This window comes from Streptomyces sp. 5K101, from assembly GCF_046506645.1.
Lineage (GTDB): Bacteria > Actinomycetota > Actinomycetes > Streptomycetales > Streptomycetaceae > Streptomyces.
Genome location: NZ_JBKFFO010000002.1, coordinates 148,634 through 163,904, shown reverse-complemented (window position 1 = coordinate 163,904; position 15,271 = coordinate 148,634). Strand labels below are relative to the sequence as shown.

At 70.3% G+C, this 15,271-nt stretch carries 14 protein-coding genes; 6 read left to right on the top strand and 8 right to left on the bottom strand.

Annotation, left to right across the window (positions count from 1 at the left end; all coding sequences use genetic code 11):
• Positions 1-4: 4 nt before the first annotated feature.
• Complete coding sequence (locus ACLB9X_RS03740; protein ID WP_410358762.1) at positions 5-1,069, bottom strand: cation diffusion facilitator family transporter; 1,065 nt, start codon at positions 1,067-1,069, stop codon at positions 5-7.
• 283 nt (positions 1,070-1,352) lie between these two features.
• Between ACLB9X_RS03740 and ACLB9X_RS03735 the strand changes: the two genes are divergently transcribed.
• The gene (locus ACLB9X_RS03735) at positions 1,353-1,727 is read left to right on the top strand and encodes a transglycosylase family protein (RefSeq protein ID WP_410358761.1); all 375 of its coding nucleotides are present in this window, start codon (positions 1,353-1,355) and stop codon (positions 1,725-1,727) included.
• A 72-nt stretch (positions 1,728-1,799) separates the two neighbouring features.
• Here the strand turns inward: ACLB9X_RS03735 and ACLB9X_RS03730 are convergent, their stop codons facing one another.
• From ACLB9X_RS03730 to ACLB9X_RS03710, 5 genes are all read right to left on the bottom strand, one after another.
• Entirely contained in the window at positions 1,800-2,297 is a 498-nt protein-coding gene (locus ACLB9X_RS03730) for a peptidylprolyl isomerase (RefSeq protein WP_410358760.1), read from the bottom strand.
• Positions 2,298-2,369: 72 nt separating this feature from the next.
• A complete protein-coding gene (locus ACLB9X_RS03725; protein ID WP_410358759.1) occupies positions 2,370-5,084 on the bottom strand; it encodes a SpoIIE family protein phosphatase in 2,715 nt (904 codons plus the stop codon).
• Positions 5,085-5,463: 379 nt separating this feature from the next.
• Positions 5,464-6,360, bottom strand: a complete 897-nt coding sequence (locus ACLB9X_RS03720; protein ID WP_410358758.1) for an arginase family protein — start codon at positions 6,358-6,360, stop codon at positions 5,464-5,466.
• 211 nt (positions 6,361-6,571) lie between these two features.
• Positions 6,572-8,023 carry an aspartate ammonia-lyase gene (gene aspA / locus ACLB9X_RS03715; protein ID WP_410358757.1) on the bottom strand — a complete coding sequence of 484 codons (1,452 nt, stop codon included), beginning with the start codon at positions 8,021-8,023 and terminating at the stop codon, positions 6,572-6,574.
• A gap of 113 nt (positions 8,024-8,136) precedes the next feature.
• On the bottom strand, positions 8,137-9,159 hold the full coding sequence (locus ACLB9X_RS03710; RefSeq protein WP_410358756.1) for an asparaginase: 1,023 nt from the start codon (positions 9,157-9,159) through the stop codon (positions 8,137-8,139).
• Between the two features lie 127 nt (positions 9,160-9,286).
• Between ACLB9X_RS03710 and ACLB9X_RS03705 the strand changes: the two genes are divergently transcribed.
• The 5 genes from ACLB9X_RS03705 (at position 9,287) to ACLB9X_RS03685 (ending at position 14,222) form a co-directional block, all read left to right on the top strand.
• Entirely contained in the window at positions 9,287-9,742 is a 456-nt protein-coding gene (locus ACLB9X_RS03705; protein ID WP_410358754.1) for an Lrp/AsnC family transcriptional regulator, read from the top strand.
• Positions 9,743-9,864: 122 nt separating this feature from the next.
• The gene (locus ACLB9X_RS03700) at positions 9,865-11,322 is read left to right on the top strand and encodes a hypothetical protein (RefSeq protein WP_410358752.1); all 1,458 of its coding nucleotides are present in this window, start codon (positions 9,865-9,867) and stop codon (positions 11,320-11,322) included.
• Positions 11,323-11,861: 539 nt separating this feature from the next.
• Complete coding sequence (locus tag ACLB9X_RS03695) at positions 11,862-12,599, top strand: hypothetical protein (protein WP_410358751.1); 738 nt, start codon at positions 11,862-11,864, stop codon at positions 12,597-12,599.
• 309 nt (positions 12,600-12,908) lie between these two features.
• Positions 12,909-13,970 (top strand): alpha/beta fold hydrolase, encoded by a 1,062-nt coding sequence (locus ACLB9X_RS03690; protein WP_410358750.1) that lies wholly within the window; start codon positions 12,909-12,911, stop codon positions 13,968-13,970.
• Between the two features lie 24 nt (positions 13,971-13,994).
• On the top strand, positions 13,995-14,222 hold the full coding sequence (locus tag ACLB9X_RS03685; RefSeq protein WP_410358749.1) for a hypothetical protein: 228 nt from the start codon (positions 13,995-13,997) through the stop codon (positions 14,220-14,222).
• Between the two features lie 85 nt (positions 14,223-14,307).
• On the opposite strand, the gene ACLB9X_RS03680 is transcribed toward ACLB9X_RS03685, so the two are convergent.
• Both ACLB9X_RS03680 and ACLB9X_RS03675 read right to left on the bottom strand, forming a co-directional pair.
• Positions 14,308-14,910: a TetR family transcriptional regulator C-terminal domain-containing protein gene (locus ACLB9X_RS03680; protein ID WP_410358748.1), complete on the bottom strand. Its 603-nt coding sequence runs from the start codon at positions 14,908-14,910 to the stop codon at positions 14,308-14,310.
• On the bottom strand, positions 14,807-15,256 hold the full coding sequence (locus ACLB9X_RS03675; RefSeq protein WP_410358746.1) for an SRPBCC domain-containing protein: 450 nt from the start codon (positions 15,254-15,256) through the stop codon (positions 14,807-14,809). Before ACLB9X_RS03675 ends, ACLB9X_RS03680 begins: the two co-directional genes overlap by 104 nt.
• Positions 15,257-15,271 lie beyond the last annotated feature (15 nt).

Genomic DNA, 15,271 nt, shown 5'->3' with positions numbered 1-15,271 from the left:
CGGGTCACGCCGCGTGGTGCAGGAGGGCGGCGTGCGGATCGCCCGTCCCGGGCAGGGGCGCCGGGTCGGCGTGGACCAGGGCGGCCGTCAGCCGCGGCAGCGCATGGAGCAGCGCGTGCTCGGCGTCCACGGCCACCCGGTGCGCCTCGACCACGGTCAGCCGGCCGTCGACGACGACGGCCACCTCCGCCCGCAGGCGGTGCCCGATCCAGCGCAGCCGCAGCTCGCCCACCGCCCGCACCCCCCTCACGCCGAGCAGCGCGCGCTCCGCCGCGTCCATCAGGGCGGGGTCGACGGCGTCCATCAGCCGGTGGAAGACCTCCCGGGCCGCGTCGCGCAGCACCAGCAGGATCGCGGCCGTGATGGCGAGGCCGACGATCGGGTCGGCCAGGCGCCAGCCGACGGCCGCGCCTCCCGCGCCGAGCAGAACCGCCAGCGAGGTGAAGCCGTCGGTGCGGGCGTGCAGCCCGTCGGCGACCAGCGCCGCCGACCCGATCCGGCGGCCGGTGCGGATGCGGTAGCGCGCGACCCACTCGTTGCCCGCGAAGCCGATCACGGCCGCGGCGGCGACGGCCGGAAGGTGGCTCACCTCCCGCGGGTTCAGCAGCCGGTCCACCGCCGACCACGCGGCGAAGGCGGCCGATGCGGCGATGGTCAGCACGATCACGATGCCCGCCAGGTCCTCGGCCCGGCCGTAGCCGTAGGTGAACCGCCGGGTGGCCGCCCGTCGGCCGAGGACGAACGCGACGGCCAGCGGCACCGCGGTCAGCGCGTCGGCCGCGTTGTGCACGGTGTCGCCCAGCAGAGCCACCGAGCCCGACAGCACCACCACGACCGCCTGTGCCACCGCCGTGGCGCCGAGGACGGCCAGGGAGATCCACAGCGCCCGCAGGCCCTGGGCGGACGTCTCCAGTGCCCGGTCGACCTTGGCGGCCGACTCGTGGGAGTGCGGACGGATCAGGTGCGCCGCCCCGTGACGTATGCGGGACCACCGGTCGTCCGGCCCGTGCCGGTGATCATGATCGTGCCGGTGCGTGTGGTCGTCGTGTGCGTGCTCTGTCCCCGCCATACGGCCTACCGTCGCACGCGGAACCCATTGCGGCTACCAGCGTCGTACGGCCTCTGACCAGGTGCGACGCGTTCGCAGGTGCGTCCGGGCCGCGCCGCTGTGCCGAGGGCCGTCACAAGAGGCCGGCTGCGCGAGGTCGGAGGCCGTGCTCAGGAGCGTCGTCGTCATGCGCCGGCTCGGCCACCCGTTGGGCGCACCAGCGGATGCCGGCTTTCTCACCTGAACTTATGGTCAGGGACAGCCTGCCCCGGTCCTGGCAGGTCCGCCGAGAGAAGGGCGTCTGATGCATCGTCACCACAACGGCCGGGCTACGGGAATCCGCATCGGAGCGGGTCTGTGCGCCGCTGTCTCCGCCTCACTTGTCCTGCTGTGCGCCGCTCCGGGCGCCCGGGCCGACTCCGCCCTGGGCACGGCCCCGACGGGCCCACGGGTCGACTGGGACGCCATCGCGGCGTGCGAGTCCAGCGGGAACTGGCACGCCAACACGGGCAACGGACACTACGGCGGCCTGCAGTTCACCCAGTCGAGCTGGCGGGCCGCGGGCGGCCTGACGTACGCGCCGCGGGCCGATCTGGCGACGAGGTCGCAGCAGATCGCGACGGCGAAGAGACTCGCCCGGATCCAGGGCATGGGCGCCTGGACCTGCGCCCGCCGCTGAGACGAGCGGGCCGCGGTCGTGGCGTGCCGGTGGTCCCGTCCGGACCACCGGCATTCCACCCTTCGAGCGTGATCAGCCCTCGACGATGCCCGACTTGGCGATCGTGACCTTGGACTTGACCGCGCCGCTGCGCGAGCCCAGCGACTCGATCTGCTTCACCACGTCCATGCCCTCGACGACCTCGCCGAAGACGACGTGCTTGTTGTCCAGCCAGTCGGTGACGATCGTGGTGATGAAGAACTGCGAGCCGTTGGTGTTGGGGCCCGCGTTGGCCATCGAGAGCTGGCCCGGCTTGGTGTGCTTGATCTGGAAGTTCTCGTCGGCGAACTTCTCGCCATAGATGCTCCGGCCGCCGGTGCCGTCGCCGCGGGTGAAGTCGCCGCCCTGGAGCATGAAGTCCGGGATGACGCGGTGGAAGGAGGAGCCCTCGTAGCCGTAGCCGTGCTCGCCCGTGGCCAGCTCGCGGAAGTTCTTGGCGGTCTTGGGCACCACGTCGTCGAACAGGGTGAAGACGATCCGGCCGGCGGGCTGGTCGTCGATGGCGATGTCGAAGTACACGTTGTTGCTCATGACTGCATCCTGACATCCACGGTCACCACCGCGCACACCGGGCACACCGTTCGCCCCGCTTCGGGCGAAGCGTCACGTGCCGAGCAACACCTCCAGCGGGATATGACCGTTCGTCAGGGACTGCTCCGTCCAGATCACCTTCCCCGTCGGTGTGTACCTCGTTCCCCATCGCGTGGCGAGCTGGGACACGAGGAACAGACCGCGGCCTCCTTCGTCGGTGGTGGCAGCGCGGCGCAGATGGGGGGAGGTGCTGCTGCCGTCGGCTACCTCGCACACGAGAGTGCGCTCGTACAGGAGCCGTACGTGGATCGGCTCGGAGCCGTAGCGGATCGCGTTGGTGATCAGCTCGCTCAGCACGAGTTCCGTGGTGAATCCCACTTCCTCCAGTCCCCACTCCTCGAGTCGGCGTCTGCAGGCGTTGCGGACCGGGGCGACGGCCGCCGGGTCGCGGGGCACGTCCCACGTGGCGACCCGCTCCGGATCCAGCAGCCGGGTACGCGCCACCAGCAGCGCGATGTCGTCGCGGCGCGGCGTGGACAGCAGGGTGTCCGTCACCGCCTCGCAGATCTCCTCGGGCTCGCCGCCGGCATGGTCGGACAGCACCCCGCGCAGCGCCTCCAGTCCCGCGTCGATGTCGCGGTCGCGGTCCTCGACGAGGCCGTCGGTGTACAGGACGAGGCTGCTGCCCTCGGGCAGGCGCACCTCCGCGACCTCCAGCGGCAGGCCGCCCAGGCCCAGCGGGGGCGAGACGGGTACGTCCACGAACTCCACCGTCCCGTCCCGGTGCGTCAGCGCCGGCACCAGGTGACCGGCCGTCGCCATGCTGCACAGTCCGGAGACCGGATCGTAGATCGCGTACAGGCAGGTGGCGCCGGTCGTGCCCTCGCCGTCGCCGTCCGGCTCGTCCTGGTCGATGCGGCTGACCAGTTCGTCGAGGCGGCTCAGCAACTCGTCTGGAGGCAGGTCCAGCGTGGAGAAGTTGTGCACCGCCGTCCGCAGGCGGCCCATGGTCGCCGCGGCGTGCAGGCCGTGGCCGACCACGTCGCCGACGACGAGCGCGACCCGAGCGCCGGGCAGCGGGATCACATCGAACCAGTCGCCGCCCACCCGTGCCTGTGCGGGCAGGTAGCGGTACGCGATGTCGAGGGCGCTCTGGCTGGGCAGCACGTGGGGCAGCAGGCTGCGCTGGAGTGTTTCGGCCATCCGGTGCTCGCGCGTGAAGCGGCGCGCGTTGTCGATGGCGACGGCCGCACGGGCGGCCAGCTCCTCGGCGAAGGTCAGGTCCTCCTCCTCGAACGGGTCGGGCCGCTCCGCACGCCAGAAGTTGACCATGCCCAGCACCACGCCGCTGCCCTGCAGCGGTGCCGTGATGAGCGAGTGGACCCCGTAGGCCAGGGCGACGTCCGCGCCGTGGCGGTCCTGCGCCCGCCAGGCGTCCGCGACCGTCAGATCGGCCTCCAGGGCCGCGTGACCGCTGGCCATGGCCGCCGCCATCGGCGTGGCGTGCGCCACGAAGTGGATCACGTCGCCGACCGGCTGGAAGGGGGGGTCCGCCCGGATGCCGCACAGCGCCGCCCGGCGCATCTCCGAGGGCGCGACCGAGGGCTCGTCGCCGTGCAGCACCGCGTCGGGCAGTTCGACCGTCACGAAGTCCGCGAAGCGGGGGACCGCCACCCGCGACAGCTCCTCCGCGGTCCGCACCACATCCAGTGTGGTCCCGATCCGCACCCCGGCCTCGTAGAGGATCTTCAGGCGCTCCCGGGCCACCTCCGCCGTGCCGGCCAGGGCCCGCAGCTCCGTGGTGTCGCGGAGCGTCGCCACGTTGCCCGAGTTCCCGCCGTAGGGCCCGGTCGGGCGCGTACTGACGGCCAGCAGCCGGTCCCCTGCCAGATGCACCTCGTCGGTGACGGCACGGTCGGACACCAGCAGCTCGGCGATGTCGTCGTCCAGACCCAGATCGGCCACGCTCTGCCCGTCGGAGTCCGGCGGCAGCTCCAGGAGGCGGCGGGCCTCGTCGTTGGCCAGCATCAGGCGGTCGTCGCCGCCGACGATCAGGATGCCCTCGCGCACCGCGTGCAGGACCGCGTCGTGGTGCTCGTACATCCGGGTCATCTCTTCGGGGCCGATGCCGCGCGTCTGGCGTCGCAGACGCCGGCTCACCAGGGCGGCGCTGGCCGTGGCCAGGGCGAGTGCGAGGGCGGCGGACGTCAGGAGCACCGGCAGCTGCTGGTCCACGGCGTTGCCGACGTTCTCGATCTGCACACCGGCACCGACCAGACCGACGACCGATCCGTCGGGTGCCGTGACCGGAACGATCGCGCGGGCCGCGTCGCCCGGATCGCCTTCGAAGATCTCCGTGAACGCCTCCCCGGTCGCGGCCCGCTCCACCCCGATGGCCGCCCGGCCGACCAGCTCGGGATCGGTGTCGGCGTAGCGCATGCCGTCCGGGGCCATCACGGTGACGAAGTCGACTCCGGACTCGCGCGCGGTGCCCGCCATGAGCGGCTGGAGCACGGCCCTGGGGTCCGACGAGCGCAGCGCGGCCGCGGTCCCCGGGGCCTGGGCGAAGGCGGCGGCGGTGGCCAGCGACCGTGTCTGCGCATCCTCCTCGCTGTTGTGCCGGGCCTGTACGACCAGGGCGATCAGGGCGGCCGTGATGAGCAGCACCGCGACCACGATCTGGAGGAAGAGGACCTGCCCGGCGACGCTGCGCGAACCCAGCACGGACAGCGGGCCGCGCAGGGCACGCCGCGAGGCGTCGAACCTGTCGGGCCTGGGCCGGTTCATAGCGTTCCACTCCCGGGGACCTGGGCGTCCGTGGCGGGACCTCCGGTGAGGTGCGGCGCGCGGCCGAAGGGCGGGCCGTGACGACGGCCCGATCATGACCCCTTCTAGGATCAATGTACTTTTCGCCCCCCTCCGCTGCGCCTCGGGGGCGGCGGTGAGCGCCGGGGCCACGGGGGCAGTGCGCCGGGCATGGACGACGGCCGGTGGCGACGAGGCCGGTGGCGCGCCGGCCGTCGACGACGCCGGTGGCGAGGAGGCGGGTGGTCCTTCGGCGTGGACGACCGCAGGTGGCGACGAGGCGGGTGGTGCGCCGGCCGTCGACGATCGCCGGTGGTCACTCGCCGCGGGGGCGCGCGGGTCCGGCGGTCGGCCTCAGGGGTCAGGCGCGCCGGTCCCTCCGTGCCGACAACCCCTCACGCAGGCACTCCACGAGACGCGTCGCCAACGTCCCCCCGGGATCGAGCCGGGGGTTGAAGATGGTCACGTCCAGGCCCCGGGCCCGCTCGTCGGCCAGTGCCGTCCGCAGCACCGTCTCCAGCTCCGTCCACGACAGCCCGTCCGGGATCCGGTAGTCGACGGCCGGCATGATCGCGTCGTCCAGGACGTCGACGTCGAGGTGCACCCAGAAGCCCGCCGTCTCCCCGTCGGCGAGACGGTCGACCGCCTGCCGCGCGGCAACGGCGGCCCCCGCCGCGCGGACCCGGTCGAGCCCCATCGCGTGCAGGCGCGGCGGCAGCGGCTGCATCCCCGCCCGCGCCGACTCCGCCTCGTCACGGAAGCCGAAGGCGACGACGTCCTCGTCCCGCAGCAACGGCCCCCGTCCCTCCAGATCGGTGAGGAGCCGGGGGCCGCGGCCCGTCGCCAGTGCCAGTTCCATCGACGCGGCCTCGCCGGCCGGCTCGGCGGACGGCTGGTAGAAGTCTGTGTGGCCGTCGAGGAACAGCAGACCGTGACGTCCGCGGCGGTGCAGCGCGAGCAGGGCGCCGAGCAGGATGCTGCAGTCGCCGCCGAGTACGACGGGGAAGTGGCCGCGGAGGAGCACACGGCCGACCGTGTCGGCCAGTTCGACCGAATACCGCGCGATACCCGTGGGGTTGAGGACCCCGGTCTCCTCGTCACGCCGCGGGTCGTACGCCGGCGCTTCGACCCGGCCCGCCAGCACGGTCCCCGGGAGGTTCATCAGCCCTGCGTCCAGCAGTGCCTGCGGGAGGTCCTGGACACCGGACGGCCGCAGACCGAGCACGCACGGCGCCTCGACGAACTCCAGTACCTGCACGTGCGCACCCCTTCGCCGGGCGAGGCGGCCGCGGGATCCGCGCGACGGGAGCCGACAACGCGGGGCCGCGGAGCGGACCCTACGCCGGGGTGCGCCCGGCGGGCGGCGCGGGACATCGCCGCCGGGTCCGTTCTCGTGAACGGGGCCACCCGCCCGGGCGCGCGGTCCGTCCTCGTGGACCGAGCCACCCGCCCGGGCGTGATGTCGTGTCTCAGCCGAGTGCCGGGCCGGCGGCCTCGGCCAGGACGTGGGGCCGGGCGAGATTGTCCGGGTGCAGGACGAGCTGCAGGTCGCTCTCGGTCAGCAGGCCCTTGTCCAGGACGAGTTCGCGCACACTCCGGCCGGTCACCAGCGCTTCCTGGGCGACGGCGGTGGCCTGCTCGTACCCGATGTGCGGGTTGAGCGCGGTCGCCAGGCCGATGGAGTGGGTGACGAGGTGGGCGAGGTGCTCGCGGTTCGCGGTGATGCCGGCGACGCAGCGCTCGGCGAGGGTCAGGCAGCCGGCCCGCAGGTGGGTCAGGCTCTTGAGGAGGCTGTGGGCGATGACCGGTTCGAAGGCGTTCAGCTGGAGCTGACCCGCTTCGGCGGCCATGGTCACGGCCATGTCGTTGCCGATGACCTCGAAGGCGATCTGGTTGACGACCTCGGGGACGACGGGGTTCACCTTGCCGGGCATGATGCTGGATCCCGCCTGCACCGCAGGCAGGTTGATCTCGGCGAAGCCCGCGCGCGGCCCGCAGGACAGCAGCCGCAGGTCGTTGCAGACCTTGGAGAGCTTGACGGCGATCCGCTTCAGTACCCCCGACAGCTGGACGAACGCGCCCGCGTCCTGGGTGGCCTCGACGAGGTCGTCGGCGACCGTCAGCGGCAGTCCGGTGATGGTGCGCAGGTGACGGCAGGCCAGCGCCGCGTACTCGGGGTGGGCGTTGAGCCCGGTGCCGATGGCGGTGCCGCCCAGATTGATCTCGCGGATCAGCTCCCGTGCCTCGGTGAGCCGCTTGTGGTCCTCGGCCAGCATGACGGCGTACGTGGCGAATTCCTGGCCCAGCGTCATGGGGACCGCGTCCTGCAGCTGCGTGCGGCCCATCTTGAGGACGTCCGCGAACTCCTCGGCCTTCACGGCGAATGCCGAGCGCAGCACCTCCATGGCGTCCAGCAGGCGCTGGGCCGTGAAGTCGAGCGCGATCTTGACGGCGGTCGGGTAGACGTCGTTGGTGCTCTGGCCCGCGTTGACGTCCTCCAGCGGGTGCAGGTGGGCGTACTCGCCCTTGCGGTGACCGAGGATCTCCAGGGCGCGGTTGGCCACGACCTCGTTGGCGTTCATGTTGGTCGAGGTGCCGGCGCCGCCCTGGATCACGTCGACGACGAACGCGTCATGGAGCCGTCCGGCCCGGATCTCCTCGCACGCCGCCACGATCGCGTCCGCCTTGCGTCCCTCCAGCAGGCCGAGGTCGCGGTTGGCGAGGGCCGCTGCCTGCTTGACGCAGGCCAGGGCGATGACGAGGTCCGGGGAGGTCGAGACGGGGATGCCGGTGATGGGGAAGTTCTCCACCGCCCGCAGGGTGTGGATGCCGTAGTACGCGTCGGCGGGGACGTCGCGGTCACCGAGCAGGTCGTGCTCGGCGCGCGTCCCGGGGTGGACGTGGTCCTGGTGCGTGGCCATGGAGGTTCTGCTTCTCCTGTCGCGTGGATACGCGGGTCGGGGCGTGGGTGAAGGGAGTGACATGAGAGGGGCGCGGCCGGCGCGATCGGGGCCGGTGCGGCGGCCGACAGGGCCTAGGCCCGGGCCAGTTCGGCCGGCGACGGGGCGTCGGCCCGCGCGGGGACGGCGAGCGCCTGGCGCAGCACCTCGTCGCGCTCGCTCGGGTCGGAGGTGGCGAGCAGGGCGCTGAGCACGGCGATGCGGGTCTGGCCGGCCCGCAGCGTGCCCGCCGGCACGGCCCCGGCGGCGACGAGGTCGACCGCACCGCCGTGGGTGTAGATCTCGGCGACGGGTCCGGCCTGGACCCGCGTGGTCAGGGCGACCAGCACGCCGCGGGACACGGCGGCGGCGACGGCCTCGACGGTCTCGGGGGTGGCGTTGCCGGCGCCGGTGGCCACCAGGACGATGCCCTGCGCGCCGGCGTCTACGGCCGCGTTCAGCAGATACGGGTCGGCATCGCTGTGGTGCATCACCATGTCCACGCGCGGCGGGGTGTCGGGCATGGCCGGGAGCGGCAGGCCCACGGGACGCCGGGGCTGCCGCAGGACCGAGACGCGCCCGAAGCCCACGTTGCCGATGCGGGCGCCGGACGGGTCGGCGAAGGCGTCTGCCGCGAGTGTCTGGGTCTTGACCGTGCCGCGTGCGGCATGCACCTTGCCGTCGAAGGCGACCAGCACACCGAGGCCGCGGGTCGTCGAGGCGGTCAGCAGCGCGTCGTGGAGGTTGCCGGGGCCGTCGCCGTCGGCGGCGTCGAGCGGCAGCTGGGCGCCGGTGAAGACGACCGGACGCGGGTCGTCGTGGTGCAGGTCGACGAGGAACGCCGACTCCTCCAGGGTGTCCGTGCCGTGCGTGACGACGATGCCGTCCACGTCCGGGTCGGCGAGCACCTCGTGGACGGTGCGCAGCAGGGTGAGCTGATGGGCCGTGGTGAGACGGGGGCTGTTCACGCTGAACAGGTCGACGACCTCGATGGTGACGTCCGCGGGGACCGCCGCGGTCGCCATGACCTCCTGGCCGTGGGCATCGGCGGCGAATCCGGATCCCTGCCAGCGGCTGGCTATGGTTCCGCCGGTGCTGATGACGACGATCCGTCCCATCTGCGTTCTCCTCGTGGGTGCCCGGGGGGCGGTGGTTCGAGTGCGACGCAATGATAGGCGGATTGCTCCGCAATATGATTGCCTCTTTGGCTCGCATGGCCGCGGGGTCGTAGTGGATAATTGCGCAATGGACGCCATCGATCGTGCCATCTTGCGTGAGCTCCAGCAGGACGGACGGCTCAGCAACCAGGACCTGGCCCAGCGCGTGGGCCTGACGCCGTCGCCCTGCATGCGCCGGGTCCGCCAGCTGGAACAGGACGGGGTGATCCAGGGCTACCGCGCGGTGATCGACCCCGAGGCCGTCGGGCGCAGCTTCGAGGTGCTCGTCTCCATCGAGGTGAGGCGTGATCGCGAGGCGGTCGAGGCGTTCGAGGCGGCGCTCCAGGACATCCCGGACGTCATCGAGGCGTACCGGTTGTTCGGCAGCCCCGGGTGCCTGCTGCGGATCGCGGTGGCCGACCTCCGGGCGTACGAGCAGCTGTGGATCGAGAAGCTCACGGCCCTGTCCGGTGTCACCGAGGTCAACTCGCAGATCATCATGAAGCGGATCAAGGAGCCCGCCGGCCTCCCGGTGGACGGCTGACACCGACGGACGGTCCGGTCGGTGCCTGAAGCAGGCCCGGGCCGGTGACGACGAATGGAGCAACCCTCTTTGCGCGCCCCAGGCGGGAACCCGAGCCTGAGGCCATGAGGAGCAGACCCAAGGTGGTGGTCGTCGAGCCACCGGACAGCCGTGGGCTACGCGACATATCGATCGGCGGCACGAAGGTGGGGAGCGCGTGGTCGCTGCGCGATCTGCGGAAAGTCCTCGTGCGCCTTGGTTGGCCGAGGGACATGGATGTGGAGGACCGGGCATCCGTGCACTGGCGCGAGGCGGACAGCGGAACATGGCCCGACCGCGCGTGGCGAAGACGTATGGCCATGGCGCTGACAATGGCGGGGCTGCTCGGATCCATGGCGTTGCTGGCCGTTGTCGGAAGCCCGGACGCCGTCGGCGCACTGACGTTCGCGGGAAGACTGACCGGCGTCCTGTTGATGCTCTTGGGGGGCGTGCAGGGGCTGGCGGCGCTCGCGGTGCGCGATTACTGGGGAAAGCGGCGGTGGAGGCTCTCCGGGGCCCTCGTTCTGACCGGGGCGTTCATCGCGTGGGCTTTCACCACTTTCCTGCTCGTCCTGTGGCTCCAGGAAAAGGAGTACACGCACTTTCTGTTTGCCTGTCTCCCACTCTGGTGCTGGTCCGTGTGGGCCATGTGGCTGTTGATCCGAGCAGAGGCGTGGCGGGGGACTCCCCACCCCAAGAAATTTGCGGCAGGAGTGGCTGCCACCACACTCCTGGCTGCTGTCAACCTGTCCTATTCAGCGGTCTACCAACCCGTCTCCGCTCCCGTACTTTTCAGTCTGAAGGCCGAATTCGGTGAGGCTTGGACCGATACGGAGCTCGACATGGTCCACCTCCCGCTGATCCTCCATGTGAAAAACACCGGAAAGATCCCTGGATATATTATCGGCGACCACTACTGGGTTCGTGGTCTCCGCGCCGGCCTCTCCGACGGAACCGAGGGGCTGAGCGAGCGCAGGAAGGCCATGGAGCAGGGGGATGGCGACGTAAAACTTCTTTTCACACGCGCCCCTGAATCCGACACCATAAGCGCCGGGTTGTTCTACGGGGCCGGTGCGTGGCTCGCGCCGGGTGAAGAATACAGTGAGGAGAAGCTGGTCCTAATGCCCAGGTCTGCCGGGTACGACGCCATAGAGGCCGAGCTCACGGTTGAAATGATGAGAAAGGATCGAGGGACGGTGGATGCGGAACAGTTCATTGTTCCGCATCCTTCGTGGCGAAAGGATCAAGGAGCGTTCTACTGCCCTCCTGATAAATGTGGAATAGAGTATGTTGCATATCGGGCCAGGCTCCGGCACGGCAACAATCTCATCAATGTCACGCGTCGTCCGGTGTACGTGACCTCCCTCTGGGGGATGAGTCCTTCTGACTCGTCGTATACGGCATTCATCTCGTCGTCACCGGATTTCAGACCGGAAACCGTGGGGCATGAGATCGCTGCCAAGGATGAAAACAAAAGGGAAAGGGAAAGGTATGGTGTGGCTTCGTTTGATACGAAAACGGTTGTATCGTTTGTTGAATTGTTGAAGGCTCCGGCGGCCTGAGCGCGGTTCCGTGGCGATCTTGCAGCGGCCATGGTGCCCGGGTTGCGGGATGCCGTGCGGGGGCGAAGATTGTTCTGTGATGCCTGTGGATCTCCGGTGACCCTGGGCCGCCTCAAGGGCCGAATTCCCCGAGCGCACCTGGAATCGTCATGGCCGAATGCCCCCGGCGACACATCTCCCGCCTTCTTGGCGTGCCCTGTTTGACCGCCGTGCTCGCACTGCCTGCGAGCTTGGCCACTGCTGCGGCAGTGCCTCATGTAGTTGCTCGGGTCGCGGAGGAAGCGCCTGGCCAGCCCACGCCCCCGTCACCTCCGCAGCCGGACGGCCCGCCGTCACCCCCGTCACCTCCGCAGCCGGACAGTCCGCCGTCACCCCCGTCACCTCCGCAGCCGGACAGTCCCCCGTCACCCCCGTCACCTCCGCAGCCGGACGGCCCGCCGTCACCTCCATCACCTCCGACTCCCGACAGTCCGCCGTCACCTCCGCAGTCGACGGACGAGCCGGAGCCCGTACCGGAACCTCCGGAACTGAGGAAACAATTGGCCGACACACTCGGTGAACTGACGGCGCCGCAGGAGGTGAAGGAAGAGCTGAACAGGGTGCTGACCAGCACGTTGGATGTCATGGACGAGGAGCAGACGACGCCGGGGGAGCGGGCCGCATACGCGAGGATCGTGGACGGGGTCATCACGACACTGGAAATGGCCGAGGACCCGACGGCGACGCCGAAGGAACAGGACACACTGCGGAACATTGCGGTGCTGACCACCGAAGCGGTGGAGGACATCTCGCGGGTGCCGCCGGACGAGCGGCCCCGCTTCATGCATGACGTGCAGCAGAACAGCGATGTGCCGCAGACTCTCCAAGCCCCGGGGGCCAGGCCGCGGGATCCGGAGGATCGATTCTGGATCTTGGGCACCACGAAGAATACCGGCGACGCGCTGGCGAGAGTCCACGACCCGGAGACGACACCGGAGGAGCGGCGTGAAGCGAGGCGGCAGCTGGACCGGCTGAGCGGATCGCTGCGGAATTCCGAGTACCTGGCATTCATCGCAGAGGTCAAGCGCCACCAGGCACCGGCGGCATGTGTCGACGTCATCACGAAACGAACCCGTGATCTCGGCTGGCGAGTCGGATCGCTCTGGGGGCTCTCTGATTCGGCCTGCGCCACGACCGTGGACGAGGCCGCCAGGAGCGGTGGCCGGTGGAGTGCGTTGTTCGCATGCGTGCAGCGAAACCCCTTCTCCACGTGTGAGGTTCACGTTCCGAAGGACTGAGCAAGTCCGAACTACTGTCGTGGAGCAAGCAGTCCGCCCAGCCCGTCGCGGAACGGCTGCTCGGGAGTGGTGGCGTGGCCGGCGCGACCAGACTCACGAGACATCGTGCACTTGGCGTGTCACCGAACAGAGCGGTGACACTAGCCAGTACTGGCGTACCCGTGCATGGGCCTCATGCGGGATTCCAGGTGATGCGTGCCCGACGGGTCCGATGCGAGCCAGAATGCGTCACTGGCGTGACCGGTGACGCATCCTGTGTCACAGTCGTCATCACACAAGCCGGAACGCGTACACGCATGGAGGACGCACGTGTTGAACAGACGTGGCTTCAGCAAGGCCCTGGGGCTGGGCACGGGCGCCGCCGCCGTTTCACTCACCGGCCTTCAGGGCCTGCAGACCGCCTCCGCCGCCCCCCGGGGCCCAGCCGCGGCGTCAGCCGTTCCCCCGGTCACTCCCGGCGGGCGCACCGCGTTTCCGCAGGTGAAGCAGATACGGGCCGGCCTGCTGAACGTCGGCTACGTCGAACTGGGCCCCGCCCACGGCCCCGCGGTCATCTGTCTGTACGGCTGGCCGTACGACATCCACAGCTACATCGACGTCGCCCCGCTGCTGGCCGACGAGGGCTACCGGGTGATCGTCCCGTACCTGCGTGGCCACGGCACGACGCGTTTCCTGTCCGACCGGACGTTCCGGAACGCCCAGCAGTCGGCAATCGCCCTCGACGTCATCGCCCTGATGGACGCCCTGAGAATCGAGAGGGCCGTTCTGGCCGGCTTCGACTGGGGCTCGCGCACCGCCGACATCATCGCCGCGCTCTGGCCCGAACGCTGCAAGGCCCTCGTGTCGGTGAGCGGATACCTCATCACCAACCGCGAGGCCAACCTGAAGCCGCTGGCACCCAAGGCCGAATACGCCTGGTGGTACCAGTACTACTTCTCCACCGAGCGAGGCCGGCTCGCCGTGGAGGACAAGACCCAGCGCCACGACCTGGCCAGGCTCGTCTGGGACACCGTCTCCCCGACGTGGGACTTCGACGACGCCACATTCGAGCGCACCGCGGCAGCCTTCGACAACCCCGACTACGCGGCCGTCGTCATCCACAACTACCGCTGGCGGCTGAGCCTCGCCGACGGGGAGCGCCGCTACGACGGCCTCGAGAAGCGGCTCGCCGCGCGGCCGGTCATCGAGGTGCCCACCATCACGCTCGACGCCGAGCGGGATCCCTTCACCGCTCCGGGCGGCGGCGCCTCGTACCGGGACCGGTTCACGGGAGCGTACGAGCACCGGACCCTCGCGGGCGTCGGTCACAACGTGCCCCAAGAGGCACCCGCCGCCTTCGCCCAGGCCGTTGTCGACGTGGACCGCTTCTGACGCTCTTGGTCACCGTCCTGACAGGTGTCATACCCGTTCCACCGCAACCGTGAGGAGTGCGACCATGGAAACAAGAAGGCCACGGACAGCGCCGCGGCGGCACGCCGAACGCGATTCGGCGAGCTGCCCGAGCGTATCCGCTACGAGGAGATGGTCGAGGAGAAGGCGGCCACTCCGCACGACCCGACGCGGTACGCCTACGACCCCGAGAGGTCATGGACGTCCTTCTCCTGCCTGGCCCTGGGGGTCTGAGCGGGGCGGTCGAGGTGACCATTCCCGCCTGGCGCGCTCGTCACCAGTCAAAAAGGTGATGCGGGCGCGCCCCGGCTCGATGCCGTCACGTCCGTACCGTTCCGCCTGTTGTCGCGCGAAGGTGCTCGATGCCGTTGTCGAGCGCCGCCTTGAGGTGGGTCGAGTCGCCCGTGGACATCATGATGGCCACGCCCCCCTGGATGCCCGCCAGCAGCGCGGCGGCCGTCCGGTCCACATCGAGGGCCGGTGACACCAGGCCGTTCGCCTGGAGGGCCCGCATGCCGCGGGCGAGTTGCTCCTGCCATTGGCGCATCAGCTCCGTCACGATCGCCCGTGCACCCGGGCCGGACCGCCCGACCTGCAGGAACAGCGATCCCAACGGGCAGTGGTCGCCCTGGCGTTCATAGCGTTCGACCACCACGTCCCGCCACTGCTGCCAGGACTCCCACGAGTCCAGACGGCCCAGGTGCGGCTGCTGGTCCTCCAGTACACGGTCCGCTTCGAACCGGGCCACCGCCAGCAGCAGTTGGTCCTTGCCCTCGGGGAAGTAGTGGAAGAGCTGGCTCTTGCTCGTACCGGTGCGGCTACGGATGTCGTCGAGCGTCGTGAAGGCGACACCTTGCTCGCGCAGTACCCCGGACGCCCCCTCGACGATGCGGGCCCGTGCCCTCGTGCACGATGAGCACATCGGTGCCGCCGGCCGCGTCCGTGAGCGTCGTCGTCATCCTCATCTCGCCGCGCAGCGCGGGATGGTCCGTCTCGAACTCGAACACCTCGACGACCCGTTCGTCGGGCACCAGCCGCACGAAGCGGCCGTGGTAGGTGTCGGTACGCGCCCCCGACTTCCCGGCGCCCGGCCCCTCGTACGTGAGCGAGATGCGGAACGCGCCGCCCTCGCGGGCGTCGAACTCGTGCACCTGGCTGGTCATGCCGGAGGGCACCCGCCATGTGGCGAGTGCCTCCGCATCGAGCAGCGCCCGGTAGACAACGGACCGCGGCGCCCTGATGTGCCGGGAGACCTGCGTCGTGTACACGCCCGGCAGCATACG

What these genes read in the sequence shown, in the direction of transcription:
- ACLB9X_RS03725 (WP_410358759.1), bottom strand. Translation starts at nt 5,084, where the DNA reads ATGAACCGGCCCAGGCCCGACAGGTTCGACGCCTCGCGGCGTGCCCTG.
- ACLB9X_RS03710 (WP_410358756.1), bottom strand. Translation starts at nt 9,159, where the DNA reads ATGGGACGGATCGTCGTCATCAGCACCGGCGGAACCATAGCCAGCCGC.
- aspA (WP_410358757.1), bottom strand. Translation starts at nt 8,023, where the DNA reads ATGGCCACGCACCAGGACCACGTCCACCCCGGGACGCGCGCCGAGCAC.
- ACLB9X_RS03730 (WP_410358760.1), bottom strand. Translation starts at nt 2,297, where the DNA reads ATGAGCAACAACGTGTACTTCGACATCGCCATCGACGACCAGCCCGCC.
- ACLB9X_RS03740 (WP_410358762.1), bottom strand. Translation starts at nt 1,069, where the DNA reads ATGGCGGGGACAGAGCACGCACACGACGACCACACGCACCGGCACGAT.
- ACLB9X_RS03705 (WP_410358754.1), top strand. Translation starts at nt 9,287, where the DNA reads ATGGACGCCATCGATCGTGCCATCTTGCGTGAGCTCCAGCAGGACGGA.
- ACLB9X_RS03735 (WP_410358761.1), top strand. Translation starts at nt 1,353, where the DNA reads ATGCATCGTCACCACAACGGCCGGGCTACGGGAATCCGCATCGGAGCG.
- ACLB9X_RS03680 (WP_410358748.1), bottom strand. Translation starts at nt 14,910, where the DNA reads ATGTGCTCATCGTGCACGAGGGCACGGGCCCGCATCGTCGAGGGGGCG.